This window comes from Longispora sp. NPDC051575, from assembly GCF_040681875.1.
In the GTDB taxonomy this organism is placed as follows: Bacteria; Actinomycetota; Actinomycetes; order Mycobacteriales; family Micromonosporaceae; genus Longispora.
This window is the reverse complement of record NZ_JBFAZP010000012.1, coordinates 273762-291724: the sequence shown is the minus strand read 5'-3', so window position 1 is coordinate 291724 and position 17963 is coordinate 273762. Positions and strand designations below refer to the sequence as shown.

Genomic DNA, 17963 nt, shown 5'->3' with positions numbered 1-17963 from the left:
GTGCCCGGGCTTGGTAAGGCGGCGGGCGCGGACCCGGGGCCGGACTAGGCTCGAGGGGAGGCCCTCGATGGATATCTCAGCTCTGGCGCGACACATCGTCACGCCACTCGCGGTTGTCGTACTCGTGCTCTCGGCCTCGTCGGCGTGCGGGACTCCGGAGTCCGGTGGTGGGTCCGCACCACCCGGCCCGGAGGTGGTCAGCGCCACGCCGGCCGGCCGTGCGACGCCCGTCGTTCCCAGCGCCGCCCCGACGACTGCCGCGCCCGCTCCCGTCGTGGAGAAGCGGATCGTCACCGAGACGAAGGACATCCCCTTCGAGAGACGGACGGTGACCGACCCGTCTCGTGCTGAGGGCGCCACCGCCGTCACGACCTACGGTGTGACCGGCAAACGGACCCTCACCTACGAGGTGACGGTCGCGGACGGCAAGGAGCTGGGGCGGAAACTGCTGCGGGACGTGGTGACGACGGACCCGGTCGCGGAGGTGACGTCGGTGGGCACCAGGTCCGCGCCGACCTGCGACCCCAACTACAGCGGGCCGTGCGTCCCGATCGCCAGTGACGTGGACTGCGCGGGCGGCAAGGGCAACGGGCCGGCGTATGTCCGGGGCCCGGTCTACGTCATCGGCACAGACATCTACGACCTCGACGGGGACCACGACGGGGTCGGTTGCGAGTAGTGCGGCCGGCACGGGGGCTTTGCGCGGGTCGATCCGTATGGAGCCGACAGGAGGGGCGTAGCCGTCACATTCGCCGTGGAAAGCCCCGGGGCACCGATGCGAACCTGGACTTGATCCGTCGCCGGGTGGCTGGTCAGGCGTAGCGTCGAGGTGAGCCCGACGGGTCGACGGTGAGCCCGGCGGGGAAGCACAGGGGTTGTCCGGAGTCTCGTCCGGTGTGGAAAGTCGCCCTCGTTCTCTCGGGTGGCCGGCCGGGGCCAGGCACGGGGGGAGGGCCCATGATCACAACACGCGCGGCGGCGTTCGCGGCGTTTCTCGTACTCAGCCTCTGGTCGGGGGGCGCGCTGGCCTCGGATGTGGTGTCCGCGCCGGCCGGTGTCGGGGCTGGGGTCGGTGTGGCGCCGGCTTCGGGTGAGGCCCCTTCGGAAGGCCCGGTGCTCGGCCAGGGCGCGGCCCCGGTGGAGCCAGGGCTGGGCCCGGTGGAACCCGGGCTGGGCCCGCAGGCCTCAGGTAGCTGCGACTTCAACTACGGCGGCTGCGTGCCCGTCGCGACGGACGTCGACTGCGCGGGCGGCCCCGGGAACGGGCCGGCGTACGTGCAGGGCCCGGTGGCCGTCATCGGCACGGACGTCTACGGCCTCGACGGGGACAACGACGGCATCGGCTGCGAGGAGGGTTAGCGGAGCGCCGGCTGAAACCCGTGAGCCAGACGGAAACGGAGCCGTCAGGAGGGCTGTGGCGACAGTCCCCCTGACGGCTCCGGCCCCGCTCCGACCCCGCTCCGGCCCGGCTCAGTCCGGCCCGGCCCGGCCCCGCTCAGCCCCGCTCAGCCCCAGTTCTGCCCAGCCGGCTGCCGGGTAGTGGCGTTGAGCCGGTTGAAGAAGTTGGTCGTCGCGATCCACATCACGAGGGAGGCGAGCTGCTCCTCGGTGTAGTGCGCGGCGGCGGCGGCCCAGATCGCGTCCGGCACCGGGTCGGTCCTGTCGGCCAGCCGGGTGGCGTGCTCGGCGAGGTCGAGGGCCGCGCGCTCGGCGTCGGTGAAGTACGGGGTCTCCCGCCACGCGGCCACCGCGAACAGCCGCTCGTCGGTCTCGCCGTTCTTCTTGGCGGTCCGCGCGCCGGAGTCCACACAGGCGCTGCACCCGTTGATCTGGCTGGCGCGCAGGTGCACCAGTTCCAGCGTCGTCTGGGGTACGCCGCCGGAGTGGCTGACCTTGTAGAGCGCGTTGATCGCCTTGCCGGCGTCGGCGAGCACCATGGCGGGGTTGGACATCCGTGCCTGCATGACTGTCTCCTCGGGGAGGGTTTCTGTTCGACACAGCACTGACGAACCCGCCCGCGAGTTTGTGACAGTTGTGACCGGGGTAACTTCAAGAGCGGAGGCCCCGACGGGTACGCCGGGGCCTCCAGCCGCCTTCAGGCGACCATGAACTCGTAGAAGTTGCCGTAGTTGCTCTGGGTGCCGTCGGGGCGGACGGCGAACACGTCGAGGTAGGCGCCACCGCTCTCCGTCGGTGTCCAGGTGACGGTCGCCTTCCCGTCCGGCCCGGCCGCGACGGTCAGCTCCGGGCCGCCGTTGAACGAGTACCGGTACTCGTGCACCGTGGTCCAGCCCGGCGGCCGGGAGAAGGTGAACGTGCCGGCCACGCCGATGCCCCCGCCCGGCTCGCCCCGCTCCGGGTAGACCTCCGAGCGGACTCCCGGCCCCGGGTAGAAGGAGTGCAGCCAGCGGCCCTGGGTGGACACGAAGCCGTTGGAGCTGCGGGAACGGACCACGACCGAGTACCCGTCGACGTTGTCCGCGAGGAAGGAGACCGTCGCCGTGCCGTCGGCCCCTGCGGTCACCTGCCGGGGCTCGGCCGAGTTGATCTGGTACTCGTAGGAGGTGACCCCGGTGACCCCGGTGCCGGGCGCGAACCGGAGCGTCACCTGCTCGCCCCACTCGGGCGTACCCGGCGTCGGGGTGATCTGCGGGTCTGTCCACGGCGCCCAGAACTCGAACGTCGCGTGCTCCGGTGACCGGTTGCCCGCCCGGTCCAGGGAGCGCACCATCAGCCGCTGCGGGCCGGAGTCGGGCGGGCTCAGCGTGACCGAGGCGGTGCCGCCGGGCGTGGTCGCGCGCACGACCTGGTGTCCCGCGAGCGGGTCGGTGCATTCGAGCTGGCCGGCGTCGCCGCTCACGGAGCAGCCCGGCACGCTGAAGATCGATCCCCAGGTGTACTCGAATCCGGCCACGTCCGGGTCGCCCCCGCCGGAGAACGTGAACACGCCGGGCACGCCCGGGGGCGGTCCCTCCTCGCCACCGGTCGGGTAGCTCGACGTGAGCGTCGGCGCGGGCGGCGCCACGCTGTCGTAGCTGAACGTGCACGTTTTCGACCAGGCGGAGGTGTCCTGCCCGTCGCCGACCCGGACCTGCCAGGAGTACTTCCCGCCGCTGACCAGCACGCCCTCGGCGAGGCGGACACTGCCCACCCGCCCGGACACGCCGTAGTCGGCGGTGGTCACGGTCCGGGCGGCCGGGTCCCCGACCGGCCAGACGGCGAACTCGTGGCGCAGGTGCTCCTGCGCGTCGGCGTCGTTCCCGACGGCCTGCAACAGCCCCGCGAAGCCCCCGAGCACCGGGAACGGCGCCTTGTCGGCACACGGCCGGCCGCCGTTGAACAGGTGCGTCCCGTCCACGGTGGGCGGCGAGTTGTACTGCACCGACAGGATCGTGTACGAGATCCGGCGCGCGTAGCTGACGTCGCCCTCGAGGTTGTCGGGCACCTTGAACTTGAGGGTGAGCTTCTTCTGCCGGCCGGCCAGCGCCGCGTTGACCACGGCGGACATGTCGGTGGAGAACTGGGCCGGGCAGTACTCCGGGGTCAGGGACTCGTCGAGCTTGCTCAGCGACACCGGCGAGCGGAACCAGCTGGGGTTGGTGTCGATCGGCTTGGTCTGCCAGACCTCGATGGCGCGCTTGGTGCAGTCGGCGGGCCGCAGTTCCCGGAAGTAGAGCTTCGCCCCGCTGACCGTCCGGTTCCCGAACGCCGTCAGGTCGAACGTGACGTACGCCCGGGACTTGTGCACCGTGCCGGCGTCGTCGGCCCAGCCGCCGATCGGCATGCCCTGCGAGTCGCCGTCGAAGGTGGCGTCCGGGGCCTTGGAATCGGTGTAGGCGCTCAGGGTGACGGGCGCGTACTCCGAGTGCGGCGCGGCCGAGGCGGCCCCGGTGGTGCCGAGCACCGTCAGGCCGGTGAACCCCAGAGTGGCCGCCAACGCGACAGCGAACCCGCGCGCGGGCAGCGATCTAGCCAAAATGGACATTGCTTCCCCGTTCATCCCCGTGATCCATGCGGATCAATGCCGAGGATAGGGCGGCCCGTCAACCCCGGCAATCAGGTAACGGACGGATTCCGCAGCTCCCGGCGCCCGGAATCGGGGGGTGTGGGAGAGTGGCCGGATGAACCGGCTCGGCTCCGCCACCTCGCCCTATCTTCTCCAGCACGCAGAGAACCCGGTCGACTGGTGGGAGTGGGGGCCGGAGGCGTTCGCCGAGGCCAGGCGCCGCGACGTGCCGGTCCTGATCAGCGTCGGCTACTCCGCCTGCCACTGGTGCCACGTGATGGCCCACCAGTCGTTCGAGGACCCGGCCGTGGCGGCCGTCGTCAACGAGCGCACCGTCCCGATCAAGGTGGACCGGGAGGAGCGCCCCGACGTCGACGCCGTGTACATGGCCGCGACCCAGGCGACGACCGGCCAGGGCGGCTGGCCGATGACGGTGTTCGCGACCCCGGACGGCGAGCCGTTCTACTGCGGGACCTACTTCCCGCGCGACCACTTCGTCGCCGTCGTCGAGGCCGTCGGCACCGCCTGGGCCACCCAGCGCGAGGACATCCTCGCCCAGGGCCGGGCGATCGTGGACGTGCTGGCCCCGGCGTCGTCCGGGCGGGGCGAGATCACCGCCGGCCTGCTCGACGCCGCCGTGGGTCAGCTCCTCAAGGGGTACGACAATCTGAACGGCGGCTTCGGCGGCGCCCCGAAGTTCCCGCCGTCCATGGTGCTCCTGTTCCTGCTCCGGCACCATGAGCGCACCGGTTCGGCCGAGGCGTTGGAGATGGTCCGGCACACGTGCGAGCAGATGGCCCGGGGCGGGATGTACGACCAGCTGGCCGGCGGGTTCGCCCGGTACTCGGTCGACGCCGAGTGGACCGTCCCCCACTTCGAGAAGATGTTGTACGACAACGCGCTCCTGCTGCGGGTGTACACCCAGCTGTGGAGACTGACGGGTGACCGCCTGGCCGAGCGGGTGGCCGCCGAGACGGCCGGGTTCCTCATGGACCGGGGCGGGCTGCGCACCCCGGAGGGTGGTTTCGCCGCCGCGCTCGACGCGGACACCGACGGCGTCGAGGGCCTGACCTACGCGTGGACGCCGGAGCAGCTCGTCGAGGTGCTCGGCGAGGACGACGGGGCCTGGGCCGCGGATCTGTTCCGGGTGACGAAGGGGGGCACGTTCGAGCACGGTTCGAGCGTGCTCCAACTCGCCATGGACGTGGACGACGCCGGTCCGGATGTCGTCCGTCGCTGGCAGGACGTGCGCCAGGAACTGCGGCTGTCCAGGGGTACCCGCCCCCAGCCGGCCAGGGACGACAAGGTCGTGGCCGCGTGGAACGGCCTGGCGGTCACGGCCCTGGCCGAGTACGCCCAGGTCGCGGAGGCCATGCATGCCGACCCGGGGCCGACCGGCCCGGCCGGGGCGCCCCGGGGCGACGTCGGCCCGGGCCGCTCGGTGTGGGGCGACGCGCGGCACGGCGTCCTGCCCGGGGTGGCCGGGTTGCTCGCGGACGTGCACATCGTGGACGGTCGGCTGCGGCGGGTGTCGCGGGACGGCGTGGTCGGCGCCCCGGCCGGTGTCCTGGAGGACTACGGCTGCGTCGCCGAGGCCTTCTGCGCCATGCACCAGCTCACCGGCGAGGGCCGCTGGCTCACCCTGGCCGGTCAGCTCCTCGACGTGGCGCTGGAGCAGTTCACCGACGGCGAGGGCGGCTTCTTCGACACGGCCGCCGACGGGGAGGCCCTGGTCGTCCGGCCGCGCGACCCCTCGGACAACGCGAGCCCGTCCGGGGTGACGGCGTTGTGCGGGGCGTTGACGGCGTACGCGGCGCTGACGGGGGAGACCCGGTACCGGGAGGCCGCCGAGGCGGCGTTGGCGACCACGGCGCCGCTGATCGCGAAGTATCCCCGGTTCGCGGGCTGGGCGTCCGCCGTGGCGGAGTCGCACCTGGTGGGGCCGTGGGAGGTGGCGGTGTCCGGTGCGGACGTCGAGGAGCTGCTGCGGACGGCGTGGCGGCACGCGCCCGGCGGGTCGGTGATCGTGGCCGGCGCGCCGGACCGGGAGGGTGTGCCGTTGCTCGCGGACCGTCCGGCGATGGGCGGGGCCGCGACGGCGTACACGTGCAAGGGTTTCGTCTGTGACCGGCCGGTGACGGACGCCGCCGAGCTGATCCAGCGGCTAACCGGCAAATAGCCCGCTTATCGCACATATTGGAGGAAGCGCTAAGATCGGTCATCCCGCCCGCAGGAGATGACCGACATGGCTGGAATTGCCGCGTATTTCGGGTCAGTGCCCGGTGTTCTCGACGCCCTGACCCACGCACTCGCACCCCGGGGCGGCGACCCGAACGCGTGGCACGCCCCCGGCCGGCCGGCGCTCGGGCTCGGGCTGCGCGCGGGGGTCCCGGAGATCAAGACCCGGGCGGGCGCGGCGATCGTGCTCGACGGGATCGCGGAGGCGACCACCCTCCTGGGCCGGTACGCCGAGCACGGCCCCCGCGCGCTGCTCCTCGGCACCGACCCGTACGCGATGGCCCTCGCCGACCCCGCGCGCGGCGTCCTGGTCCTGGCCCGCAACGGCGACGGCCCACCCCTCTACTACGCCGTCCTCCGCGAGCCCGCCACGGCCGCGCCCCTGCGCAACCGGGCCGGCGACCGCGACCCGACGGTGCTCCGCGCGACGGCCGAGGACCGGGCGGACGGCACGGCCTTCGGCAACGCCCCGGGTGCCCGCGACGCCGAGCTCTTCGCCGGCCGGCGCGACCCGTCCGCCCCGCGCGACACGGTCCTCGTCGCCTCGGAGCCGGCCGCCCTGCTCGCCGCCGGCGTCCCGGCCACCCCGGACCCGGCGACCATCGCCCGGTTCCTCGCGACCGGGGCCTGCGACGACACCGAGGCGACCTTCTTCGCGGCCATCCGACGGGTACTCCCCGGCCAGGTCATCACGATCACCCGGGAGGGCGTGGAGCCGGTCATGGTCCGGCCCGCGCCGATGCGCGCCGTCGCGCCGGCCACCGCCACGCTGACCGCCGCCACCGGGTCCGGCCGGATCGGGATCCGGCTCGCGGAGGGCGTGGCGGGCGCGGCGGCCCTCGCGGTGGCCCTGGGCGCCACCGGCCCGGACCGGTTCGGCGGTCCCGGACCGGACCGGTCGGCCGGCCCCGGCCCGCACACCGGCACCGCGAACCCGGGCGGCGACCGGCACGACGCGTCCGGCGACGCGGTCCCGGTACCCGTCTATTCCGCGACCTTCTCGCCCCTCGACACCGGCGAGGAGGCCTACGCGACCCGCCTCACCGGAGCCGACGAGCGCACCACCCACCGCGTCGTCACCGTCGGCCCCGAACAGTTCGAACGGGACCTGGACGCGTTCCTCGCCGACCTGGGCGAGCCGGTCCCCGACCCGACCGGTTTCCTGGTCTGGGCCACGGTCCGCTCGGCGGCCGGCGAGGTCGACGCGCTGATCGACCCGGCGGGCGCGAACCTGCTGCTCGCGGCGGGGGACCGGATGCCGGCGAACGCGCACCGGCACGCGGCGACGGCGTACCTGGCCCGGGTCGCCGACCGGTGCGCGGTCCGGTTCGGGGTGGCGGTGCGCACCCCGTACGCGGAGGCCGTCGGCTCCGGGGACACCCTGCGCAAGGAGCTCGCGGGGCTGTCCCGGGCCGCCGAGCTGACGGGCGCCGACCAGCTCCGGCACCCGGCCCCGACCCGCGAACTGCTGACCGCCTCCCGGGGCCGGATCTACGCGCTGCTGCTGTCGGAGCGGTTCGCGAACCGGCCGTGGGCGGACCAGCGCGCGGCGCTCGCCGGGTTCGGGGCGCTGCTGGCCGGCCGGCGGGGCGACGCGGACCACTTCTGGCGGCTGTACCTGGTGGAGCGCTGGTTGCGGCTCCTGGAGGCCCCGGCCCCGGCGTCGACCCTGCGCGGGCCGCTGGAGCCCAACCCGGGCCACCTGCTGGAGTCGGGCGGCTGGCTGCGGTTCCCGGTGCGGACCCCGGTGATCTGCGCCGGTGACCGGCTCGCCGACAACGTCCGGTACCACATCACCGAGTTCGTCGGTCACCTCGCCGCCGACAAGAACTACCGCAAGTCGCTGACCACGCCGTGGTTCGTGGTGCTCGCCGCGAAGCCGGTGGCCGTCGCGCAGGGCCGGGCCCGGTTCCTGTGGGAGATCGTGCCGGGGCTGCCGGCCCGGGTGCTGACCGCGCGCGGCGACGGGGTGCGCCGGGGGCCGTGGCGGACCCAGCTCGCGATCGAGGCGACCGGCCTGGGCCGGGTGGTGTGCGCGGGCGGGCTGCGGGTGATGGGGCTGCGCGCGCTCGCGTACAAGGTGGGCGGTCCGGCGTTGCGGGCGGTGGCCACGCCCCGGGAGGACGCCGTGTTCCCCGCCGACGTCGCGGTGATCGCCCCGCCGGACGACCCCGACGCGGTGTGCGCCGCGCTGCTGGGCGCCCTGCGCACGGGCCTGCCAGCCGAGGCCTACGCGACCCTCGGCGGGTGTGCGATCGTCGCCGGGCCGCAGGTGCTGGGCTGGGCGGGGCAGGGGGAGTTCCCGGCGGACGTGCTCGGCGACGATCCGCTGGGTTCGGCCCGGGAGCTGACTCCGCTGGCGATCGTGGCGCTGCCCCCGACCTCGCGGCCGGCCAAGAAGGACAAGACCCGTCGAGGGGTACCGTCCGGAGCCCGCCGCTAGCAGCCTCCCCGGTTGCCGGTGCGCACCACGGTGAGCCGGCGTAGCACCGGCCCGAGTGAGCGGTCGACGTGGGGACAGGGACGCCGGGGCCCGACGACGCGTGGTCGTCGGGCCCCGGCGGATGCCGGACCGTGCGGTCGAGCGGTGGGCCGACCTACAGGTCGGGGCCCTTGCGGCGGAGCTCGTCGACCGACTCCATCGCGCCGCGCAGGTCGCTGAGCCACTCGTTGGCGTGCTCGCCGACGAGCCGCACGCACCACGCGAGCGCCTCGGAGCGCGACCGGGCGACCCCGGCGTTGACCAGGGTGTCGAGGACGAGGCGGTCCTTCTGCTTGAGCCGGCTCATCACGGGGGCGGACAGGGTGGTGAACAGCTCCCGGGTCTCGCCGCAGGTCGCGCCCCAGCTGCACTTGCGCCGGTAGCGGTGCTCGATCTGCTGGGCGAGCTTGATCCGGTGGTCGCGGGTCGGCTCGCGGAACCGCTCGATCCGGCCGGCCTCGGCGGCGGCCTTGTCGATCTCGGTCGCGTCGTCGGGGAGGGTCGGCTCGGGGAGCTGGCCGACGATGAGGATCTCGTCGCGGTCGATCGAGATCTGCAGGCCGACGAACCAGTCCTCGGGGAGGCGGCCGGTGATCCAGCCGATGGCGTCGTCGGTGGGGGGCGCTTCGGTGCGCGGGTATCCGTAAGGTCCAGGCATGATTACAGCGTTACATCGAGAGCGCCGTAACGCAAGCCGTGTCCATTACCCTTCCGGCGCAGACGATAAACGACCTCCGCAAGGCGGCTCCCCGCTCAGGTCAGCGCCTCGCGCCCCCGCTGGTAGTGCCGCGCCGCCCGGGCCCGCGTCCCGCACGCGTCCGTGCACCACTTCTTCCGGGTGCCGAGGAAGAACAGCCCGCATCCGGGCGCGCCGCACCGCCGCAGATTCCCCAGCCCGGAGCCCAGCAGCCGCACCCCGGACGCCGCGACCAGGGCTAGGGAGATGTCGACGGGGTTCGCCCCCCGGTACTCCACCTGGAGCCCGTCCGGCAGGGCCAGCAGCCGGGGCTGGGCCGGCGTGCGGTTGCTGACCGAGTTGAGCGCGCCGATGACCTCGCGGGGCAGGGGCTGCCCGGTGGAGGTGGCCACGAACGCGTGGAACAGGGCGTCGCGCAGCCGGCGGAAGCCGTGGAACCGGGCGAGGCCGGGCGGGGGGACCGGCAGCCGGTACGCCTGGTGGGCGAGCCACACGCCCAGCTGTTCCTCGGTGCCGATCAGGTCGAGGGGCGCCTCGGGGCGGGCCTGCGGGAGCGTGTTGGCCAGGTCGAGGGCCAGGGGGCCGCCGAGCCAGCCGAGGCGGGAGTAGTCGGTGTGGCGCACGGTACCCACTTTATAACGGGTTTAGCCGTGAGAAAGAATCGGCGGCGTAGGCCAATTTTGGCCGTGAAAACTCCAGCCGCTGCGCAAACTTGACGCAAATCGGACATGACAACGCAGGAAACTGCAGGGATGCCGCACCTTCCGGGGGCTTGTGCAGTTGTTCACAAGCGTTCGGGATGACCGCTGTGAGCAGTCGGTTTAGGCTCATGCCACCCAGTGGGCTTGCGCCTGCTTTGTCGTCTACGAGGAGATTTGCAGATGAGCGCTCCGGCCACCATTCCGGGGCTCGACGCAGCCCCCACGCAGCACCCGAAGCTCCTTGCGTGGGTGCGCGAGGTCGCCGAGCTCACCACCCCCGACCGGGTCGTCTGGGTCGACGGCTCCGACGAGGAGTGGGAGCGGCTGACCGGCCAGCTCGTCGAGGCGGGCACCATGGTCCGCCTCAACCCGGAGATCAAGCCGAACTCCTTCTGGACCCGGACCGACCCGACCGACGTCGCGCGGGTCGAGGAGCGCACCTACATCTGTTCGGTGGACGAGGCCGACGCCGGCCCCACCAACAACTGGATGGCGCCGTCGGACATGAAGTCGCTCATGACCGACCTGTACCGGGGCTGCATGACCGGCCGCACCCTCTACGTCATCCCGTTCTGCATGGGCCCGCTGACCGCGGAGAACCCGATGTTCGGCGTCGAGATCACCGACTCCGCCTACGTCGTGTGCAGCATGCGGATCATGACCCGGATGGGCGCGCACGTCCTCGAGGCGATGGGCGACGACGCGGTCTTCGTGCCGGCCCTGCACTCCGTCGGCGCCCCGCTGGCGCCCGGCCAGGCCGACGTGGCGTGGCCGTGCAGCACGACGAAGTACATCACCCACTTCCCGGAGGAGCGCCTCATCTGGAGCTACGGCTCCGGGTACGGCGGCAACTCCCTGCTCGGCAAGAAGTGCTTCTCGCTCCGGATCGGCTCCGTCATGGGCCGCGACGAGGGCTGGCTCGCCGAGCACATGCTGATCCTCAAGCTGACCTCGCCGGAGGGCAAGGTCTACCACGTGACCGGCGCGTTCCCGAGCGCCTGCGGCAAGACCAACCTGGCGATGCTGGAGCCGACGATCCCGGGCTGGAAGGTCGAGACCCTGGGCGACGACATCGCCTGGATGCGGTTCGGCGAGGACGGCCGGCTGTACGCCGTGAACCCGGAGTTCGGCCTGTTCGGCGTGGCCCCCGGCACCGACCACACCACCAACCCGAACGCGATGAAGACGATCGCCAAGGGCAACTCGCTGTTCACCAACGTCGCGCTCACCGACGACGGGGACATCTGGTGGGAGGGCATGGGCGAGCCGCCGGCGCACCTCACCGACTGGCACGGCAAGGACTGGACCCCGGACTCCGAGGGCGTGTCCAGCCACCCGAACTCGCGGTTCTGCACCCCGATCGAGCAGTGCCCGATCCTGTCGCCGGAGTTCGACAACCCGAACGGCGTGCCGATCGACGCGATCCTGTTCGGCGGCCGGCGCAAGACGACGATCCCGCTGGTCAGCCAGTCCCGCGACTGGGCGCACGGCGTGTTCCAGGGCGCCACCCTGTCGAGCGAGACCACCGCAGCGGCCGTCGGCCAGGTCGGCGTTGTCCGGCGCGACCCGATGGCGATGCTGCCGTTCATCGGCTACAACGCCGGTGACTACTTCCGGCACTGGATCGAGATGGGCAAGGGCAGCGACGGCGACGCGTCGAAGCTCCCCGAGATCTTCTACGTGAACTGGTTCCGCCGCGGCGACGAGGGCCAGTTCCTGTGGCCCGGATTCGGCGAGAACTCCCGGGTTCTCAAGTGGGTCGTGGAGCGCCTGGAGGGCAAGGCCGAGGCGATCGAGACCCCGATCGGCTTCGTGCCGACCCCGGACTCGCTCGACGTGTCCGGCCTGGACCTCTCCGCCGCCGACCTCGAGGCCGTCCTGAAGGTGGACGTCGAGGAGTGGAAGGCCGAGATCCCGCAGATCCAGGAGTGGTTCGACAAGTTCGGCGACAAGCTCCCGGCGGTGCTGGGGGCCGAGCTCGACACGCTGAAGGCCCGCCTCGGCGTCGAGTAACCGACCACAGGCGAGTAGGACAGTGGGGACCCCGGGCCGGGGGTCCCCACTTTTTTGCGGTCCGGGGGTGCCCGCACGCGAGAATTTTCCTGCCCTTAAGCATTCACGAGACAGAATCTCTTCCCCCGGCCGGTCACCGACGACTAGCCTTCCGGCCATATCTCATTCAGCCGGAGGTGCCCGTTGAAGTCCTTCGCCATCCCAGTCCGTCGCTTGTGCACGTTGGGGGTGAGTGCGGCGCTCGTCGCCGTCTTCGCCGCCACTCCCGCGCAGTCCGAGCCCGCGGCCGAGGGGCTTCGGCTCGTCTCGGTGCAGGAGTCCCTGCTCGGCACGCACTACTGGTACGAGCAGACCTTCGACGGCCACCCGGTCCTCGGCGGCTTCCTCGGTCGGCACGCCGACCGGGCGAGCGGCGCGGTCACCGTGGACGACGGGCGCAAGGCCGTCGGGGGCCTCGCCCGCGGCCTGCGGGGCGCGAAGGTGACCGCGGACAAGGCGGACGCCTCGGCGGCCCAGCGGACCGGTGGGGGCGCCTACCGCTCCCGGCTGGTGGTGCTGCCCGGCGACAGCGCCAAGCTGGCCTGGCAGGTGCACACCGAGCCCGACGGCGGGTCGGTCAGCACCCTGGTCGACGCGGAGAGCGGCGCGGTGCTGTCCACGACGAACCTGGTCAAGCACGAGACGGGTACCGGCAAGGTGTTCCTGCCCAACCCGGTCGTCAGCCAGCAGAACTCGAACCTGAAGGACAACAGCGCGAACTCCGCGTTCACCTACAAGACAGTCACGCTCACCGGGCTCTACGCGAAGAACAAGCTCGTCGGCGGGTACGCCAACAACGTGAGCAAGAAGCCGGTGGCGTCCTCCTCGGGCAGCTACGCCTTCGACCGTACCCAGGCCGGGTTCGCCCAGGTCCAGGGCTACTTCCACATCACCTCGGCGCAGGAGTACATCCAGAGTCTCGGGTTCGCGAACGTCAACAACGAGTCGCAGGACTACCAGACCACCGGACTGACGGCGGACAACTCCTTCTACGACCCGGCCAAGGACAAGATCACGTTCGGCACCGGCGGCGTGGACGACGCCGAGGACGCCGAGGTGATCTGGCACGAGTACGGCCACGCGATCCAGGACGCGCAGGTGCCCAACTTCGGCTCCAGCGACGACGGCGGCGCGATCGGCGAGGGCTTCGGCGACTACTGGGCCTACACCATGGGCCAGCCGGTCAGCCCGAACACGGCGGTCAGCCCGTGGGCGTGCATCGCCGACTGGGACGCGGTCTCCTACACCTCGACCGCCCCGCACTGCCTGCGCCGCACCGACGGCACCAAGGTGTACCCGGCCGACCTCGCCGGCGAGGTGCACGACGACGGCGAGATCTGGTCCCGGGCGCTGATGGACATCAACACCGCCCTCGGCCGCACGGCCGCCGACCGGGTGATCCTGGAGGCACACTTCACCATCTCGCCGACCACCACCATGCCGGCGGCGGCTACCAGGACGATCGCGGCGGCCCAGGCCCTGTACGGGACGGCGGCGGCGAACTCGGTGAAGGCCGCGTTCCAGGCGCGCGGACTGGCCTAGTGGTGCGCGGCCCGCGTCGTTCGGACGCGGGCCGCGCACCGTTCGGGCGCCCGGTCCGCACTGTTCGGACCGCCCGGTCCGCACTGTTCGGACGTTGGGCCCGCGCCGTTCGGGCGAGTGGTCCGCGTCGGTCGGCCGAGTCGACCGCAGTAGCGAAACGCGCGGTCGCCCGCCGGGAAAGCGGAGAAACCGTGGAGGTTCCGGCCCGGACTACCCCGGGCCGGTCCTCCGGGTTTAGGCTGCGGGCGTGGGTGTACGGAGTCTGGTCTATTCCTTCTATGAGCGGCTATTGGTCGGTAAACTCGCCAATAAGCCGCACCCCCGCCATGTCGGGGTCATGGTCGACGGCAACCGGCGGTGGGCCCGGGAAATGGGCTACGTCGACCCGAACGACGGCCATCGGGTGGGCGCCGCCAAGATCGAGAATCTGATCCGTTGGTGCGACGAGGCCGGCATCGAGGTCGTCACCCTGTTCCTGCTGTCCACGGACAACCTCAACCGGCCGGCCGTCGAGCTCGACCCGCTGGTCCGGATCATCGAGGACCTGGCCACCGACCTCGCCGACGAGGGCAACCCGTGGCGGCTGCGCGTCGTCGGCAACCGCGACATCCTCCCCGCCCAGCTCGCCCAGGCGCTCAAGGCCGCCGAGGAACGCACCGTCGGCCGGGACACGGGCGCGCAGGTCAACCTCGCCGTGGGGTACGGCGGGCGCCAGGAGATCGCCGACGCCGTGCGCGCGCTCCTCCAGCAGCACGCCGAGGCCGGCACGACGATCGAGGAGCTCGCCGAGCTGCTGGACGTCGACCACATCTCCGAGCACATGTACACCAAGGGCCAACCCGACCCCGACCTCGTCATCCGTACGAGCGGTGAACAGCGCATGTCGGGATTTCTTCTCTGGCAGTCCGCCTATTCCGAGTTCTATTTCCACGAGGCCAACTGGCCCGACTTCCGGCATGTGGACTTTTTGCGGGCCCTGCGGTCCTACGCGGACCGACAGCGACGTTTTGGCGGCTGACCTGCAATTCTGCCGGCGAATGACTCAATCCTGACCGCGTCGTGACTAGCTGTCGGGGACTTTCGGGGCTACCGTCGATAATGTGACTCCGGGGTGCGCCCGGGTCATCCAGGAGGCCTGAGTGAGCACACGACGCACTTTCGTCCTTGACACTTCGGTTCTGCTCTCTGACCCGGCGGCGTTCCTGCGCTTCGCCGAGCATGAGGTCGTCATCCCGCTCGTGGTGATTTCCGAGCTGGAGGCCAAGCGGCACCACCCGGAGCTCGGCTGGTTCGCCCGACAGTCCCTGCGGTTCCTCGACGACCTGCGCATCCAGCATGCGCGGCTTGACCAGCCCCTCTCGGTCAACGACGTCGGTGGCACGCTGGTCGTCGAGCTGAACCACTCCGATCCCACGGTGCTGCCGCCGGGGTTGAGGGCAGACAGCAACGACGTCCGGATCCTCGCGGTGGCACTCAGCCTGCTCGCGGAGAAGAAGGACGTCGTGCTGGTCACGAAGGACATGCCGCTGCGGGTGAAGGCGGCTGCGGTCGGTCTGCCGGCGGACGAGTACAGGCACGGGCAGGCCTCTGATCCAACATGGACGGGCATGTCCGACCTGACCGTCTCCGAGGAGGACGTCAAGCAGCTGTACGGCGGCGAGAGTGTCGACATACCGGAGGCCCAGGGCCTGCCCTGCCACACGGGGCTGGTCCTGCACTCACCGCGTGGTTCCGCGCTCGGCCGGGTCCAGCCGGACAAGTCGGTGCGCCTGGTGCGGGGCGACCGTGAGGTCTTCGGCCTGCACGGCCGGTCCGCCGAACAGCGGGTCGCGCTCGACCTGCTGCTGGACGAGTCGGTGGGCATCGTGTCCCTCGGCGGCCGCGCCGGTACCGGTAAGTCGGCTCTCGCCCTCTGCGCCGGCCTGGAGCAGACCCTGGAGCGGCACCGCCACAAGAAGGTGATCGTCTTCCGCCCGCTGTACGCGGTGGGTGGCCAGGAACTGGGCTATCTCCCCGGTTCCGAGTCGGAGAAGATGTCGCCGTGGGCGCAGGCCGTCTTCGACACCCTCGGCTCCGTGTGCCACGAGAACGTGCTCGACGAGGTGATGTCGCGGGGCATGCTCGAGGTGCTGCCGCTGACCCACATCCGGGGCCGTTCGCTGCACGACGCGTTCGTGATCGTGGACGAGGCGCAGTCCCTGGAGCGCAACGTGCTGCTGACCGTCCTGTCGCGGATCGGCACGGGATCGAAGGTCGTGCTCACCCACGATGTGGCTCAGCGTGACAACCTCCGGGTCGGCCGGCACGACGGCGTCACCGCCGTGATCGAGGCCCTCAAGGGACATCCGCTGTTCGCGCACGTCACGCTCACGCGGTCCGAGCGCTCGCAGATCGCCGAGGTGGTCACTGACCTGCTGGAGGACCTGCCCGGGTGATAGATGAGTAACTCAAAGTAGTGTGAGCTGGAGCACATTTACCCGGCCGCGGACTGGTGTCCGCGGCCGGCGTGCGTCAGAGTGAGCCACTGACAAGTGTGTCCCCGATGGAAGGAAGTTCGCGCGTGCAACGCGGAGCGATCCGAATCCTCGCGAGCCTCGTCCTCGTTCTCGCCCTCATCGGCGGCGGCTACATGAGCCTCGCCAACCGTGAACGGGAGAGCAAGCGGACGGCCAACGACACCCTCGTCGCGGCCACGTCCCAACTGCAGGACGACCGGCAGCGCACCGGCGAGATCGACCGGGCCAGCCGCGACGCCGTCCGCAAGGCGGCGGCCGAGACCGAGGCGAAGGGCAAGGCCGACGCGGCGGGCAAGGCCATCGCCGACGCCGCCAAGAACGCCGACGCGCAGGCCGCCAAGGCCACGGCGACCCCCACCCCGGGCGTGCCCAAGCCGTACGACGGTCCGATCCCGGCCTCGTGCTCGGAGTACACCGGCAACCAGGCCGCCGGGTGCGCCCTGCTGCTGGCCGCCGGCTTCGGGCTCGACCAGATGCCGTGCCTGGCCAGCCTGTGGAAGAAGGAGAGCGGCTGGAACACGGCCGCGAAGAACAGCTCCTCCGGCGCGTACGGCATCCCGCAGGCCCTGCCCGGCAGCAAGATGGCCTCGGCCGGTGCCGACTGGCAGACCAGCGCGGAAACCCAGATCCGCTGGGGCCTCGGCTACATCAAGGGCCGGTACGGCAACCCGTGCGGCGCGTGGTCGCATTCGAAGGCGACCGGCTGGTACTAGCACCGTCCACACGTCGTGCCCGCTCGGACATTCGAGCGGGCACTTCGTCGTTCCGGAGAGTTTTCCCAGGCTGAGGCTTTGTCCGCGAAGCACCGCCCGCAGCTCCCCGGTCGGGGGAGCTTTCGGCATGTCGGGGACTCGACTTTCCTAGAATGCCGCATTGGGCGAAATATGTTCATAGACTTTCCCTTGTCCTGATTGTCTGGCAAGGGAGGCTTCTCATGCGGCGTCGCTGGTACCTGCTCCTGGTAGTCCTCGCCACCAGCCTCGCGCTGCCGGTCAGCCCGGCTGCCGCGAACCCCGACAAGTCCGCCGACGACCCCGAGATCGTGGGGGGTACCACGGCACGCGCGGGCGAGTTCCCGTGGACCGTGCACCTGTCCGTCGGCTGCGGTGGCGCGCTCTACAGCCCGTCCGTGGTCCTCACCGCCGCGCACTGCGTCGGACGGAGCGGCCCCGACTCCTCCATCGAGGTCACCACGGGCGTGGACCGGTACCACCCGACCCAGCGGGTCCGCTCCACCTACGTCCGGCGCGCCGACGGGTTCGCCGACGTGACCCGGGGCAACGACTGGGCCCTGGTCCGGCTCGCCCGCCCGCTCGACGGGCCGACCCTGCCGATCGCGACCGACACCGGTACGGACTCCGGGACGTTCACCGTGGTCGGCTGGGGGTCCACCCGGGAGGGCGGCTCGGGGACGGCCACGCTGCGCAAGGTCCAGGTGCCGTTCGTGTCCGACCCGGTGTGCGGGGACGCGTACCGGAAAGCGGGCTACGGCTTCGTCGCCAACGACATGATCTGCGCCGGACGGATGGACACCGGCGGGGTCGACTCGTGCCAGGGCGACTCGGGCGGGCCGATGGTGCGCCGGGACGCGGCCGGTCAGTGGCGGCAGGTCGGGATCGTGAGCTGGGGCGAGGGGTGCGCCCGGGCCGGCTTCCCCGGCGTCTACACCCAGGTCTCCCGGTTCAGCACGGCCATCCAGCGGGCGGCATCCGCCCTGTAGCGCACTCTC

The 17963-nt window shown here is 71.6% G+C and carries 14 protein-coding genes; 10 read left to right on the top strand and 4 right to left on the bottom strand.

Annotated elements, in window-relative coordinates:
- Positions 1-67: 67 nt before the first annotated feature.
- Entirely contained in the window at positions 68-679 is a 612-nt protein-coding gene (locus AB0M43_RS34005; protein WP_363730541.1) for a G5 domain-containing protein, read from the top strand.
- A gap of 278 nt (positions 680-957) precedes the next feature.
- Complete coding sequence (locus tag AB0M43_RS34000) at positions 958-1359, top strand: hypothetical protein (RefSeq protein ID WP_363730540.1); 402 nt, start codon at positions 958-960, stop codon at positions 1357-1359.
- 146 nt (positions 1360-1505) lie between these two features.
- Here AB0M43_RS34000 and AB0M43_RS33995 read toward each other — a convergent pair whose 3' ends face one another.
- Positions 1506-1964: a carboxymuconolactone decarboxylase family protein gene (locus tag AB0M43_RS33995; RefSeq protein WP_363730537.1), complete on the bottom strand. Its 459-nt coding sequence runs from the start codon at positions 1962-1964 to the stop codon at positions 1506-1508.
- 131 nt (positions 1965-2095) lie between these two features.
- Positions 2096-4000, bottom strand: coding sequence for a hypothetical protein (locus AB0M43_RS33990; protein WP_363730534.1), 1905 nt, complete (start codon positions 3998-4000; stop codon positions 2096-2098).
- A 121-nt stretch (positions 4001-4121) separates the two neighbouring features.
- On the opposite strand from AB0M43_RS33990, the gene AB0M43_RS33985 reads away from it, so the two are divergent.
- Positions 4122-6185 (top strand): thioredoxin domain-containing protein, encoded by a 2064-nt coding sequence (locus AB0M43_RS33985; RefSeq protein WP_363730531.1) that lies wholly within the window; start codon positions 4122-4124, stop codon positions 6183-6185.
- Positions 6186-6251: 66 nt separating this feature from the next.
- Positions 6252-8687, top strand: a complete 2436-nt coding sequence (locus AB0M43_RS33980; RefSeq protein ID WP_363730529.1) for a hypothetical protein — start codon at positions 6252-6254, stop codon at positions 8685-8687.
- Between the two features lie 154 nt (positions 8688-8841).
- Here the strand turns inward: AB0M43_RS33980 and AB0M43_RS33975 are convergent, their stop codons facing one another.
- Positions 8842-9384, bottom strand: a complete 543-nt coding sequence (locus AB0M43_RS33975; RefSeq protein WP_363730526.1) for a hypothetical protein — start codon at positions 9382-9384, stop codon at positions 8842-8844.
- Positions 9385-9479: 95 nt separating this feature from the next.
- Positions 9480-10046 (bottom strand): ABATE domain-containing protein, encoded by a 567-nt coding sequence (locus AB0M43_RS33970; RefSeq protein WP_363730524.1) that lies wholly within the window; start codon positions 10044-10046, stop codon positions 9480-9482.
- Positions 10047-10304: 258 nt separating this feature from the next.
- Here AB0M43_RS33970 and AB0M43_RS33965 point away from each other — a divergent pair, with 258 nt between their 5' ends.
- The 6 genes from AB0M43_RS33965 to AB0M43_RS33940 all read left to right on the top strand — a co-directional run bounded on the left by AB0M43_RS33965 (position 10305) and on the right by AB0M43_RS33940 (position 17954).
- Positions 10305-12137: a phosphoenolpyruvate carboxykinase (GTP) gene (locus AB0M43_RS33965; protein ID WP_363730521.1), complete on the top strand. Its 1833-nt coding sequence runs from the start codon at positions 10305-10307 to the stop codon at positions 12135-12137.
- 228 nt (positions 12138-12365) lie between these two features.
- Complete coding sequence (locus tag AB0M43_RS33960) at positions 12366-13718, top strand: bacillolysin (RefSeq protein WP_363730603.1); 1353 nt, start codon at positions 12366-12368, stop codon at positions 13716-13718.
- 247 nt (positions 13719-13965) lie between these two features.
- Positions 13966-14736 (top strand): isoprenyl transferase, encoded by a 771-nt coding sequence (locus AB0M43_RS33955; RefSeq protein ID WP_363730518.1) that lies wholly within the window; start codon positions 13966-13968, stop codon positions 14734-14736.
- Positions 14737-14857: 121 nt separating this feature from the next.
- Positions 14858-16153, top strand: a complete 1296-nt coding sequence (locus tag AB0M43_RS33950; RefSeq protein ID WP_363730515.1) for a PhoH family protein — start codon at positions 14858-14860, stop codon at positions 16151-16153.
- Between the two features lie 125 nt (positions 16154-16278).
- Positions 16279-16947, top strand: a complete 669-nt coding sequence (locus AB0M43_RS33945; protein WP_363730512.1) for a lytic transglycosylase domain-containing protein — start codon at positions 16279-16281, stop codon at positions 16945-16947.
- Between the two features lie 221 nt (positions 16948-17168).
- Positions 17169-17954 carry a serine protease gene (locus AB0M43_RS33940; protein WP_363730510.1) on the top strand — a complete coding sequence of 262 codons (786 nt, stop codon included), beginning with the start codon at positions 17169-17171 and terminating at the stop codon, positions 17952-17954.
- The last annotated feature ends 9 nt before the right edge of the window (positions 17955-17963 follow it).